The sequence below is a fragment of the Marinobacterium mangrovicola genome, from assembly GCF_004339595.1.
GTDB lineage: Bacteria > Pseudomonadota > Gammaproteobacteria > Pseudomonadales > Balneatricaceae > Marinobacterium_D > Marinobacterium_D mangrovicola.
The window spans coordinates 185,900-198,321 of the sequence record NZ_SMFU01000010.1 but is presented as its reverse complement, the minus strand read 5'-3'; the positions used below and the strand labels follow the sequence as shown (position 1 = coordinate 198,321).

General features: G+C 57.8%; 10 protein-coding genes. 4 read left to right on the top strand and 6 right to left on the bottom strand.

Translation table 11 applies throughout. The features are described 5' to 3' along the window. The first annotated feature begins 4 nt into the window (after nucleotides 1–4). On the top strand, nucleotides 5–607 hold the full coding sequence (locus tag CLV83_RS16445) for a histidine phosphatase family protein (protein WP_132294890.1): 603 nt from the start codon (nucleotides 5–7) through the stop codon (nucleotides 605–607). 14 nt (nucleotides 608–621) lie between these two features. Here the strand turns inward: CLV83_RS16445 and CLV83_RS16440 are convergent, their stop codons facing one another. The 5 genes from CLV83_RS16440 to CLV83_RS16420 all read right to left on the bottom strand — a co-directional run bounded on the left by CLV83_RS16440 (nucleotide 622) and on the right by CLV83_RS16420 (nucleotide 5,544). Next, a complete protein-coding gene (locus CLV83_RS16440) occupies nucleotides 622–1,371 on the bottom strand; it encodes a polysaccharide deacetylase family protein (RefSeq protein WP_132294887.1) in 750 nt (249 codons plus the stop codon). Then, nucleotides 1,364–2,578 carry a glycosyltransferase family protein gene (locus tag CLV83_RS16435; RefSeq protein ID WP_132294884.1) on the bottom strand — a complete coding sequence of 405 codons (1,215 nt, stop codon included), beginning with the start codon at nucleotides 2,576–2,578 and terminating at the stop codon, nucleotides 1,364–1,366. Before CLV83_RS16435 ends, CLV83_RS16440 begins: the two co-directional genes overlap by 8 nt. Beyond that, entirely contained in the window at nucleotides 2,571–3,779 is a 1,209-nt protein-coding gene (locus CLV83_RS16430; RefSeq protein WP_132294881.1) for a glycosyltransferase family protein, read from the bottom strand. The genes CLV83_RS16435 and CLV83_RS16430 overlap by 8 nt, the downstream gene beginning before the upstream one ends. Before the next feature lie 654 nt (nucleotides 3,780–4,433). Beyond that, nucleotides 4,434–5,102 carry an HD domain-containing protein gene (locus CLV83_RS16425; RefSeq protein WP_132294878.1) on the bottom strand — a complete coding sequence of 223 codons (669 nt, stop codon included), beginning with the start codon at nucleotides 5,100–5,102 and terminating at the stop codon, nucleotides 4,434–4,436. Next, on the bottom strand, nucleotides 5,092–5,544 hold the full coding sequence (locus tag CLV83_RS16420) for a cyclic nucleotide-binding domain-containing protein (RefSeq protein WP_132294875.1): 453 nt from the start codon (nucleotides 5,542–5,544) through the stop codon (nucleotides 5,092–5,094). The genes CLV83_RS16425 and CLV83_RS16420 overlap by 11 nt, the downstream gene beginning before the upstream one ends. A 691-nt stretch (nucleotides 5,545–6,235) precedes the next feature. Here CLV83_RS16420 and CLV83_RS16415 point away from each other — a divergent pair. From CLV83_RS16415 to CLV83_RS16405, 3 genes are all read left to right on the top strand, one after another. Further along, nucleotides 6,236–7,552, top strand: a complete 1,317-nt coding sequence (locus CLV83_RS16415; protein WP_165900332.1) for a nitrate regulatory protein — start codon at nucleotides 6,236–6,238, stop codon at nucleotides 7,550–7,552. Nucleotides 7,553–7,845: 293 nt separating this feature from the next. Then, nucleotides 7,846–8,697: a formate/nitrite transporter family protein gene (locus tag CLV83_RS16410; RefSeq protein ID WP_132294869.1), complete on the top strand. Its 852-nt coding sequence runs from the start codon at nucleotides 7,846–7,848 to the stop codon at nucleotides 8,695–8,697. 77 nt (nucleotides 8,698–8,774) lie between these two features. After that, entirely contained in the window at nucleotides 8,775–10,502 is a 1,728-nt protein-coding gene (locus tag CLV83_RS16405; RefSeq protein WP_132294866.1) for a bifunctional protein-serine/threonine kinase/phosphatase, read from the top strand. A 32-nt stretch (nucleotides 10,503–10,534) separates the two neighbouring features. Here CLV83_RS16405 and CLV83_RS16400 read toward each other — a convergent pair whose 3' ends face one another. Beyond that, nucleotides 10,535–12,196: a Na/Pi symporter gene (locus tag CLV83_RS16400; protein WP_132294863.1), complete on the bottom strand. Its 1,662-nt coding sequence runs from the start codon at nucleotides 12,194–12,196 to the stop codon at nucleotides 10,535–10,537. Nucleotides 12,197–12,422: the final 226 nt, after the last annotated feature.

Genomic DNA, 12,422 nt, shown 5'->3' with positions numbered 1-12,422 from the left:
AGCCATGACAACCCAAGCATTGGAACTGCTGGTAATACGACACGGCAAAACTGCCTGGAACCAGGAGAAACGACTGCAGGGACGGCGGGATATTCCGCTCAGCGCCGAAGGGCTCGAACAGCTGGCCGGCAAACGCCCACCCCAGGCCCTGGCCCCGTCCCGCTGGTATGTCAGTCCGCTGCTTCGCGCTCAGCAGACCGCAGAGGCGCTTGGCATCGACGACTTTGAAACAGCCCCGGCACTGATCGAGATGAACTGGGGTGACTGGGAGGGTGAACGTCTGCCCGAGCTGCGCCAGCGTCTGGGCCCGACGATGCAGGAGCAGGAGAACAAAGGGCTGGATCTGCAGCCACCCAGCGGCGAATCACCGCGGCAGGTGCGTACGCGCATCCTGGAGTGGCTGCAAACCACAGAGTTCGATACCGAAAGCCTGGGTTTAGTGACGCACAAGGGCGTGATTCGCGCCCTGCTCAGTGAAGCACTGAGCTGGGAGATGTTGGAGGACTGCCCAGTCAAGATACGCTGGGACCGGGCGCTCGTGTTTCGCTATTCAGCAGAAGGGATAGAACTGCGGGACTACAATATCCCGCTGGATTCCAGCCTTTAAACGCCCCCCCTCCTCTAGCTGAAGATCTCTTTCGCCGCACACCAGCGCGCGCCGGCCTTTCGCGTCAGATCGAAGAGCTTGGGCAGGAACGCCCAGACACCCTCATCATGCACCAGATGATGGGTCATCACCCCTGTGGGCTCACGGCTATCCACTTCGCCGAGGCGGCGCTGCTGCAGATGAGTAATGATCTGTCCCAGCGCCCGCGCTTCACCGGCGAAGCAGCGCCCCGCCTTCCAGTTGATAAGATCGGCGTGCACATTCACTTCGGTGAGAATACCCTGCTCAAGACTGCGCGGCCCCAGCGTGGAGAGACCGATAAACCCAAGCTCCGGCAGCGACTCGATCACCTGCTGGCTTAAACGGTTCCAGGGCGGAACCAGCACCGGCAGGAACAGATCGCCGAACAGCCCGGCGAGTTTTATCTGGCCCTGATTCAGCTCTGCCGTAATATCCGACAGCGGACGGTTATCACCCAGTTCACATTTACGCTCACTGGCAGGGGCATGGCTGATATGAGAAAAACCGTGCTGCAGAACGCTGACAGCGTTCGCCTGCTGAACTCTCAGCGCCAGCTCGGGTTCTGCTCCAGCCGGGATGGTCGCCAGCGCCAGCGGTACCTGAAAGCGGTCACTGAGTGCGATCAACTGCTCCAGCGCGGCGCTGGGTCTTTCCGCATCATCGTCACGCCACCAGAGCGTCGCCTGCTTGCCGGACTCACTCCATAACGCCAATTCCGTTTCCAGCGCTTTCCAATCAGCCACCCAGGGTCTCCAACTTGCTCTCTGACTTGCCCTCTGACTTTAGCGTTTGCCGGCCTGCCAACGCCTCACTCAACAGCCGCGCACAGTGCGCAGCACCCTGCAGATCGATATCCACCTGCTCCGGGTGCAGAGCGACAGCACGGTCCACTGCCTGCGCCATGGTTTCTGGCGTCAGATCTCGCTCCCGGACCATGGCGCACAAGCCAAACTGGGCCAGTTTCGAGGTGCGCTCAAGCTGCTCGGTTTCGCCCTCCCCCTCGAACGGCACAATAACCGCCGGTGACCGGGCAACCAGCAGGTCCATCACCGTGTTGTAACCGCCCTGGGAGATCGACAAACCGCAGCGGGTCAGCAACGCCGGAAAATCCGGGCGAGACGGCTCAACGATCACACCAGGTTTAACTCCCTGCTCCAGCTCCGCGCGCTCCATGGCGGGCAGATTCGGCCCCATCAGAAAACGCCAGGTGTTGTGGGCCAGCAGGGTCTGGCTGCGACCATCCATTGCCGCCCGCATCAGGCCAAAGCCAACGGCACCGCCACCACTGGAGACCAGTACCTCACCTTCGCCCTCCACTGCCTCATCCACCGCATCAGACGAGGCGATAGCGTCGGTGACATAACCGGTATAGCGGATTTTGTCAGCGATCTCGGCAGCCGCGGGAAAACTGCTTTCAAAGGGGACAAAACGGCCGTCGCCGTGCACCAGCACCAGGTCAAAATAGCGTTCGATCAGGGAAACCGTTTCAGCCACCCGCTCCGGCTTGCGTGCCTGCACGATATCGCGCACCGAACAGGCGATCAGTGGCCGTTTCTCGGCGCTCGAAGCCATCTCCAGCAGCGGTTTGAGCTCCCAGCGCAGCTGACGTCTGCCGAAGGGATAGTTTTCGATCACCAGGAGATCGGGCTGAACCGCGGAGAAGGTATCAAGCAGCTGGTTGCGCCGACGCTCTCGAAACGCCTCATCCAGAGGCTCTCCATCCTCGGTGACCAGAGCACTGAACGCCGCATCAGCCGTTTTCACCGGCGGCAGTTGTACCAGCTCAGCGCCATCGAAATTGAACAGCGGCACAGGTTCACCGCCGCTCACAACGCAGACGTTGAAGCCGGCGTCGAGCCAGCCCTTAACCAGTAGCGAGGCACGCTTGATATGACCCACGCCCAGCAGGTGCTGGACATAAAACATCAGTGTCGGAGCCGTTTTATCCACAGACTACTTCATCCTCTACATCCATCAGTTCCTGCAGATCGAAACAGATTTTCTCCAGGCCACTCATAAAACCGGGCGGCATCTTGCCCGAGGGCGCCTGCTTCAGGTGCAGCTCGCTCAGCGCGCTCTGCAGCTCCTGCTCCAGGTCGGGGCTGTCGGGGTCGAGACAGCAGGCGAGCCCCAGGGCTTCGGCCTTTTTGGCTCTCAGCCACTGCTCCTGCCGCGGCACCTTACGAGGCAAGAGCACGGATTGCTTATCAAACGAGAGAATCTCGCAGAAGGTGTTATAGCCACCCATAGCGATCACGCCACTGGCGTCCTGAAGCAGTGCTTCCATGCAGTTATCAAAGGTAATAATCCCGACCTGATCGAGCTGCGCAGCGCGGTGCTGAAACGCCTCCTGAGTCTCACTGGGCATAAAGGGCCCCATCACGATCAGCAGGTTCAGCGGCATCTCTGCGCCGGATTCATAGGCCTTAAGCACCCGGTCCACCATTTCGATGCCGTCGCCACCACCGCCCGGAGTCACCAGGATATAGGGGCGCTTCACCTGTTCCAGGTTCAACGATGTATAGGTGCTGGGCAAAGAACGCCTCAGATACCCGGTATAGAGCATTTTCGACTCAATACGCTCAAGGCCGGGAACCGTATCCAGCGGGTTACCCATGGACTTGTCGCCATAGACCCAGATCCTGCTGTAATAGCGCTCAATCGCCGCTATGGCGTTTTTCTGCTCCCATTCCGGCACCAGCAGATCAGGCGTATCGAGCACATCGCGCAGGCCCAGAACCGCGGGCACACCTTTGGCCGTCAACATCTCCAGCGTCGGCTCGATCTCACCCTTAAGACCCAGCGGTTCCTTGTCGACGATAAACAGCTCGGGATCGAACACCTCTGCGGTATGGCGGATGATAGACTCCCGCAGCGCCAGGGTGTTACTGAGGTCCTGCAGCAGGCTCAGTGAGGTGTAATCCCCGTTGTGCAGCTTGATGACACCGGGAATACGCACGAAATCAACACGGGCCTTGAAACTGAAACTGCCGATAATCGGGGAACCGGTCAAAATCAGTACGGTAGCGGACTTGTAGCGATCAACGATGGCGTGAGCGATGGCACGGCAGCGGCGCAGATGTCCAAGCCCAAAGGTATCGTGGCTGTACATGAGAATGCGGCGGGGTGTGCGAGATTCCGGCTGTGTCATACTAAAACCCTGTATTAACTCACCCATGAAAACACCATGGGCTCTTTCCCTCTTTGCCGGCTATGGAGAGGCCTGGCACACGGATAAACAACTTTTGGCTCGGCCTGACGCCAATAACGGCCAAGCGACGAACAGCACGGGAATGCCTCAGTATAAAGGCTCTGCGCATATTCGCGATTACTCTGATAGAGCCTTTTTCGCATAATCTTATAAACCCTCGGGGCTGGCCCGGGATAACGCTGATGCGGCCCGGCGCAAACAGACGTTTGATCTCGCCAGGGGCTGCTAGTGTATTTTCTGCATCCCTTTATGCAACACCCGATAACGACGGAGCATTGCCACCAGGGATAGAACGCCAAAGCCCAGGCAGGAGCAGCCCGCGTAGGTTTACCAAGCCTGTAAGGGCAGCGTCATGATCGGGCTCAAGTGTTGCGCCCAGATGACTGCAATTTCGATTCCGAAGCGCTCATTTCCACCCGAATCGGTTGAGGTTTAAACAACGGTATCTCCAGCGCGGCTGCGTAGACAGGCTATCGATGAAAAAGCAAAAAGTGATGGAATAACAAAGATGCGGGAAACAGCGAGCACTGGGCAGTGTGTTTCCGGTAGCGCGGGCCTACCGGTCAGCTGCTTGCTAGTGTTTGTCGGGAAGAATTAACCCTGACCTACTGCAACCCGGTGACTGAGGCGCACGCGGCGTTTCTGCAGCAGTTCGATCATACGCTGCATGTTGGTGCGGGCGTCCTGCTCATGGCGCTGCTTGAACGCTTCGCTGTAGTAGAAGCTCGGACGGGCCAGCATTTTCTCGAGAAATCCGATCTGTCCCTCGCAGAACTCCAGATCGTTAAGCCAGTGGCGCTCAAGGCGGCAATGAACGGTGTCGATCAGGTACTGATGCCAGGGGCGGGCAAAACTCGCCATGTCGATATCCACCATCAACGCCTCTTCAGCGCCCTGCGGTGGCGTAGTGTGGGTGGTATAGCCGATCATGCGGGCGATTTTGTCGCGTCGCTCTGCCGCCATGCCGTTACCGACCATGCGAATAAATAGCTGAGCACTGCGCTCTTCATGCCCCACAGGAGTGGGCAGATAGCAGACATCGTGGAACCAGATCGCCAATTCCACTGCATCGGGATCGGCCACTGTATCCGCGTAAAGATCCAGCCACTTCAGGCACTCTTCTATATGGCTGCAGTCGTGATAGTGCCGCCCCGGGTGACGATACTGTTTTTCCAGATAGGCACAGACCCACTGCGCATCGCCACTGCTACCCGAAGCAGTCACATTGCGTGTCCATAGCTGCTTGAAACGTTCAGCATTCATGGCCGGTCTCACTGCACTTCTCGTTCTTTAGCTCGGCAAGGCGCGCCTGCAGGCTCTCGTTGGTCTGAATCGCCTGTGCCAGCTTGTCGCTGAGCTGACGCATCACATCCAGCGCCACATCGGAGTTCTTGGTCATCATATCGATAAAGGCATCTGCCTCTATCCGCAGGACCTTGGCTTCGGTTACCGCCCTGACGCTGGCTGTGCGGCGGGTTTTGGAGATCACCGCAATCTCGCCGATCAAATCACCGCGCTGGCGGATAATGGACTGTTCACGCCCACAGGTGGTTTTGGAGAGAATCTCCAGCTCACCATCCATCACCAAATACACACAATCTGAAGGGTCATTCACCTTGATCAGCACTTCACCGGGTTTACAGGTCAGCAGTTGACTCGTAAACGCCAGCAATTTCAGTTTCGATATGTCTACTTTAGCAAACATCGAAATCTGACGAAGTCGTTCAACTTCCTGATTGATATCCAAGGTAACACCCAGCGTTATAAAAAATCGGACAAGTCTTCAAGATATGCACTGCAGCCCGGGCTGGTCAAGTGAGATGCGGAGGATGCGAACACCTGATGCGGGTTGCGGATGGGCAACAACGTTGAAAGCAAAACCAACATACCTATTTATTGTTACAACCATCTTTATTACAGATTAGAGAAGGAAAGCAATAGCCGTTCCAATTAATCCGGATCAAATAAAGATTAATCTGAAAACAGTTACCAGCTCAACAATACTTTGGTCCCAGCAAATCCTGCAAACAATACATTAACTATCAACAATTTAAGAAAGATCCTCACACGTTGTTTCTGACCACCAGCTGCTAGATACCTGCCCACACAGCGTCTGGCTGAACCGAAACCTTGCATCCACTGCTCTCTGACCGCGCGGTCAGCAACTTTCGGAACACTCTTATGCAGTTTAACGCTCAAACCGTAAAGCCGGATCAGTGCCCGTCCCCGTTTCCCTGAACAGATCTCTTGCATCCGGCACCCGTTTTGCACCGAACAGAGCTTTTGCAGTCCCTGCTTTTGACATAAGTTTGAATGAGAGAACCCAGGCTGTTGTATTAGCCCTGGGTGGCATTCTCTGCCAAATTGCCCGAAGCAAATCGTCTATGGAGCCGCGCATGCCTCAGAGCCAGCAAAGGATCGAGGAGTTTTTTCTAGCCTCCAAACGATCAGAAATCGCATCGTTGAAGCAGCTAATGGCCAGTTGTACCCAGGTCACGCAGGTCAGCAATCTGATCCATGAGCTGCAGCGGGAACGCGGTCTATCCAATGTGTACCTGGCATCCGGCGGCACTCGCCTCTGCGACCAGCGCCTGGCTCAGCTGGACAGCTCCCGTCAGGCGGAAACCGAATTTCGTGCCGGGCTGGATCAACTCGACCTGGAAGCGGGCCCCCTCGCCGGTCGCGCACGCCTGTTCAACAATCTTGCTCACGTCCTGCATGGCTTAGACGCACTGCCTGGCCTGCGCCAGGCGGTGGATAAACGTGCCCTGAGCGCCCAGGAGAGCACCCAGGCTTATAGCCGGCTGATGGAGTCACTGCTGGGGGTGATTTTCGAGGCGGCCGATATCTCCGATGATCCAGAGATCACGCGTCAGCTAGTGGCGATGTTCAACCTGATGCAGGGCAAGGAGTACGCCGGCCAAGAGCGCGCCTGGACCGTCAGCGGCATCGCCACCGGCGAGTTCAAGGCCGAGCATCTGGAGCGCCTGACCAACCTGGTGGAGGCTCAGGAGCACTGCTTCAGCACATTCCGGGAGTTCGCCCTGGAACCTCAGCTGGAAGCCTGGAAGGCACTGCAGGAACGACCGGAAACCCATGAATTCATGCGTCTGCGCCAGGTGATCGCCCGCCTGGAACCCGGTGCCGGCGTGCCACCGGATTTCAGCGAGGTCTGGTATGACCTGGCAACCCGGCGTATCGATGCCATGCAGACACTTGAGCAGGAGCTGGCTGAACTGCTGCAGAGGTTGAGTGATGAGCGCGTACAGCAGGCCAGCAATGAGCTGAAAAACCAGCGCGAGACCCTGGCATCCCTGGAAAAATCGCTGGAAACCCCGTCGTCCTCTCCTCTGACCATGCTACTGGATGTGAACTCGCCCCTTCCTGCCAGCGGATCCAGCGGCAGCGCAGACTGGGTACGCTCGCTCTACGGCCTGGTGCAGCAGCAGGCGGAAAGCCTCAAACAGATGAGCAGTGAGCTGGGCGCCGCGCGTCAGGCGTTGTCTGAACGTAAGCTGCTGGAGCGCGCCAAGGGTCTTTTGATGCAGTACCAGGGGCTGGATGAGGAGCAGGCGTTCCGCACCCTGCAACAGAGCGCCATGTCACAGAAAAAACGCCTGATCGATGTGGCCGAAAAAGTGATCGCCGATGTCGAGCGGGTTAAAGCCGGCGCTAAAGGAGCCACCAGGGCTCCAAACAGGCGCAAAAATTAGCTGCACTGCACCAAAGACAAACACGACCAGCCGTCAAGCGATGCCCCACCGCCGCAGCGGCTGCTGAATTAACAGCTCTTGCAGCGTTTTCTAACATTGGCACACAGGTTGCTTTGCTCTACCTATCAGAGTCAGAGTTGGCTCCGACTAACAAGCTGAGAGTTTCCGGACAACGGCGTCCACCTCCCGTCCTCTTTTACAGAAGGCGGGAGGTGGGCGTTTTTTTTTTGCAAGCTCCAGCACAACCGATTCCGTGTGTGATGACTTAACTGCTTAAACAGAGGCAATTAACCATGGCTTACCTGATCCCTTCCGAGTTTGTGACCAAGATGGTCGATGCAGGCGAATCCAAGATCCACATGTCCACCCGTGACACCCTGATCCGCGCCTACATGGCCGGTGCAATTCTGGCACTGGCCGCCGTTTTCGCCGTCACCGTAGCGGTGCAGACCGGCGTTTTCCTCATCGGTGCGATTCTGTTCCCGGTGGGTTTCTGCATGCTTTACCTGATGGGCTTCGACCTGCTCACCGGCGTCTTTATGCTGACTCCGCTGGCCTGGCTAGACAAACGTCCCGGCGTAACCCCGTCACAGATCCTGCGCAACTGGGGCCTGGTCTTTGTAGGTAACTTCGCCGGTGCTTTCACCGTGGCAGTGATGATGTCCTACATCTTCACCATGGGCTACAACACCGATGGCGGCGCCATCGCCGAGAAAGTGGCCGGTATCGGTGAATCCCGTACCGTCGGTTACGCCGCCTACGGCGCCGATGGCTGGATCACTATTTTTATCCGCGGCATGCTGTGTAACTGGATGGTTTCCATGGGCGTTGTCGGCGCGATGATCTCTACCCATGTCAGCGGCAAGGTACTGGCGATGTGGATGCCGATCATGCTGTTCTTCTTCATGGGTTTCGAACACTCCGTAGTCAACATGTTCCTGTTCCCGTTCGCCATGATTATGGGCGGTGACTTCTCCGTGGCCGACTACCTGATCTGGAACGAGATCCCCACAGCGCTGGGTAACCTGGTCGGCGGTCTCGCCTTCACCGGCCTGACCTTGTATACCACCCACGTCCGCACCGGCGCCAAGCGCAAAGTTGCAGCCCAGCAAGCTACCGCTAAGCCCAGTTCAGCTTCTGCCTGATCCTGCTGCCAGTACTAGCCGCCCGGCCCGGACCTCCGACGCCGGGCTTTGCGGGTAAAACTCTCCGGTAACGGCGCATGAGCAACCAACTGACACTCAGCATCGGCCAATACTCCGACAAGGGTCGGAAGGCACAGAACCAGGACTTCCACGGCGTAATGGTGCCTGAGGAGCCTCAGCTAACGCTCAAAGGGGCTGCACTGGCCATCGCCGATGGCATCAGTTCCAGCGATGTCAGCCAGATCGCCAGCGCTGCCGCGGTGAAATCCTTTCTCGATGACTACTTCTGCACCTCCGATGCCTGGACGGTAAAAACCGCTGCCGAAAGAGTGATTCAGGCCACCAACTCCTGGCTTTATTCCCAGACGCGGCGCAGCGAATACCGCTACGACAAGGATCGTGGCTATGTCTGCACGCTCAGCGCCCTGGTGCTGAAAAGCACCACCGCCCACCTGTTTCACGCCGGCGACAGCCGTATCTACCGTGCCCGGGAAAACGGTCTGGAGCAGCTGACCAAGGACCATCGTCTGTGGATATCTCAGGAGGAGAGCTATCTGAGCCGTGCTCTCGGTATCGACGACTATCTAGAGCTTGATTACGAGGCGCTGCCGCTGGCCATCGGCGATACCTTTCTGCTCGCCACCGACGGTGTTTACGAGCATGTGGACGCCACCTTTATCCTCTACGCCATCAACGAACATCGGGAAAACCTGGACCGGGCCGCTGAGGCGATAGTGCAGCAAGCGTTCGCTCATGGCAGCCCCGATAACCTGAGCCTGCAGATCGTCCGCGTGGATGACCTGCCTCGGCCAGAACAGGCCCCGCTGGCGCTGCAGGTCGACAGCCTGCCGCTGCCTCCGGTCCTGGAAGCGGGTGAAGAGTTCGACGGTTTCCAGATCATCAGAGAGATTCACGCCACCAGCCGCAGCCATGTTTATCTCGCGGTGGATAACGCCAGCAGTGAGAAGGTGATTCTGAAAACACCGTCCATCGACCTGAGCGAAGACCAGGCCTATCTCGAGCGCTTCATGATGGAGGAGTGGATCGCCAGGCGCCTGAACAGCCCCCATGTGCTGAAAGCAGTGCAGAGCTCAGGCGCCAAACACTACCTCTACACCCTGACCGAGTACATCGAAGGCCAGACCCTGGCCCAGTGGCTGATCGACAACCCGGCACCAGAGCTGGAAAAGGTGCGCGATATTATTGAGCAGATCGCCCGTGGCCTGCGTGCCTTCCATCGTCTGGAGATGGTCCACCAGGATCTGAAACCCGATAACCTGATGATCGACAACAGCGGCACGGTAAAGATTATCGATTTCGGCGCCACCCGGGTGGCCGGTATCGATGAAACCCTGATCGGCCAGGAGCAGCCCAATATTCTCGGCACCGCGCTCTACACCGCCCCCGAGTATTTCCTCGGAGAACAGGGTACGCCCGCATCCGATCTCTACTCCCTGGGTGTGATCGCCTACCAGATGCTGTCGGGACGTTTCCCCTACGGCGCACAGGTGGCTCGTGCCCGCACTCGAGCGTCACAACGGCGTTTACAGTACGACTCGGTCCTCGATGACGAACGGGAGATCCCGGCCTGGATCGATGAAACCCTGAAAAAAGCACTCAATCCCGATCCAGCCAAACGCTATGACGAGATTTCAGAGTTTATCCACGACCTGCGTAAACCCGGTCAGGCGTTTCTCAACCGCACCCGTCCACCGCTGATCGAGCGCAACCCGGTGCAGTTCTGGCAGGGCGTCAGCGCACTGCTGGCGGCGGTGATCGTCTACCTGCTTACCTGTCTCAATTAAGCGGCTCATCCAAGCGGCTCAATTAGCCGTTCTCAGATGGTGGACTCCAACGAGGCCTGATCACTCCCGCTGCCCAACACCAACTGTCGATCCGAACGAACCAGCACCTGGGCAAAGTTATGGATCTGCCACACCAGTCGCTCAAACAGCGTGGTAGCGGTAAACAGGGCACGCCTGCTTTCCATGCTCAGTGACGCCTCGCTATCCAGCAGATCGCTGCGAAACTGCTCCATCAGGCCCGAGCGGTCGCTGCTCATCAGCAGCAGGATTTCACAGTCATCCTCGGGATCGTTAAGGCTGTCCTCCAGCGTCAGTAACAGTGCATGCAGCCCTTCGATGATGCTGTTCCGCATCCGCTGTGCCATTGGCTCACCGAAGGGGTGATCAAGACTGGCATACAACTGCTGGCATCCCTCCAGCATATGCACCAGCGTTTCGTTGCGGGACTGCATGCCTGCGATGCGTTCCAGCGAAGGCGCTGAGCGGGTGCGCACGGTCAGCTCGGAGATAAACCGCCGGCAATGCCCGGCCAGACTTAAGCTGGCGCTGTGCAGCTGCGGCACTGGCAGACCTCCGGGCTGGGCTTCACTGCGCAGTGAATCCAGATAATGTGGCAAGTACGCCACCAGCCGGGCCTGTTCCCTGCCTAACAGATCCATAGCTGACTCAGGATCGTCCAACGCCTGATCAAACAGATACTTGGGCCGGCCCATGGTTTCCGCCCGCCCCTCTGGCGCCACGTTCTCTGCGATATCCATCAAGCTATCCCCCAGGTAACTCAACATCAACGCACCAACCAGCTGAATAATCAGGGAGACCAGTGTCAGCTGAAGACCGGCATCCTCGGTCAGCATCGCGGCCAGCGTTTCCAGCCCAGGATAATCGCTGTTGAGTTCGAAGATCAGCACTGGCAGCAGCACCATCACAGAGAGCGCCTTCGACCAGACCTGCATCAGCACCAGTTGCATGCCGACACCGGTCATGCCCCGCCCCAGAAGATAAACACAGATCGCCGACCCCAGGTTGGCGCCAAACAGCACCACCAGCGCCTGATCCATATTGAACAGCCCCGCCAGAATCAGGGTCACGGATATAGCCGCGGCGGTAGCCGATGACTGGGCAATAGTGCCGAAGAGCACCGCTGCCGCAAACAGCAGTACCAGCGAAGGCGGCGAGGTGGAGAGCATCTCATTGACCCAGGCCACCTCGTTGAGATGGGAAGCGCCGCTTTTCAGCGTTGCCAGCCCGAGCAACAGCAGCGCCAGCCCCAACAGTGCCCCCAGTGGAAAGCGAAAGCGCTCATTGTCATAGAGTTTCAGGTAATAGCCGACACCAACGATGCCGAGCATCAGGTAGATCATCAGATAGATATCGAAGGCCGCCAGCAGCACCAGCCCGGTGGTGCCGACATTGGCCCAGCCGATCAGCGGCACGGCGCGACGCACGTTGATCGCACCGGCAGCACCCAGCGAAATAATCATGAAGGCAACGGCGACACCGCTCTGGGTAATCGCCCCGGCAAAGGTGCCGATCAGCACAGTGAGCTCGCGACGCTTCCCCGCCAGTTTAACCAGGCTATGAAACAGGCGGCTGTTACTGCTTTTGAAACTGCTGGCAAAGCTCCGCAATCCGATAAAGAACAGCCCGAGTCCCGCGAAAAACATGGCGAAAATATCCATATGCGCATCATCCATTCAGGCTGCGAAGGTTTGTTCACTCAGATCCAGCCGCTTTGCGAGTCGATAAAGGTAGTAACGCGAACGGCGTTTTTATCTGGCCTGTTTAGTCGCGATCAGTAAACAGCTCCCTGACAGTATGAAGGGAATTAACAGGTTGGGAGTAAAAATTTTGGCAAACAACCGTGCTACGGTGAATGAGTGCTGCATTGAGCGGTACACCAGAAAAGCGGTGATTCCTTTT

Coding starts and splice junctions, on each gene's coding strand:
- CLV83_RS16445 (WP_132294890.1), top strand. CDS start 5: ATGACAACCCAAGCATTGGAACTGCTGGTAATACGACACGGCAAAACT.
- CLV83_RS16430 (WP_132294881.1), bottom strand. CDS start 3,779: ATGACACAGCCGGAATCTCGCACACCCCGCCGCATTCTCATGTACAGC.
- CLV83_RS16425 (WP_132294878.1), bottom strand. CDS start 5,102: ATGAATGCTGAACGTTTCAAGCAGCTATGGACACGCAATGTGACTGCT.
- CLV83_RS16420 (WP_132294875.1), bottom strand. CDS start 5,544: ATGTTTGCTAAAGTAGACATATCGAAACTGAAATTGCTGGCGTTTACG.
- CLV83_RS16415 (WP_165900332.1), top strand. CDS start 6,236: ATGCCTCAGAGCCAGCAAAGGATCGAGGAGTTTTTTCTAGCCTCCAAA.
- CLV83_RS16410 (WP_132294869.1), top strand. CDS start 7,846: ATGGCTTACCTGATCCCTTCCGAGTTTGTGACCAAGATGGTCGATGCA.
- CLV83_RS16405 (WP_132294866.1), top strand. CDS start 8,775: ATGAGCAACCAACTGACACTCAGCATCGGCCAATACTCCGACAAGGGT.
- CLV83_RS16400 (WP_132294863.1), bottom strand. CDS start 12,196: ATGGATGATGCGCATATGGATATTTTCGCCATGTTTTTCGCGGGACTC.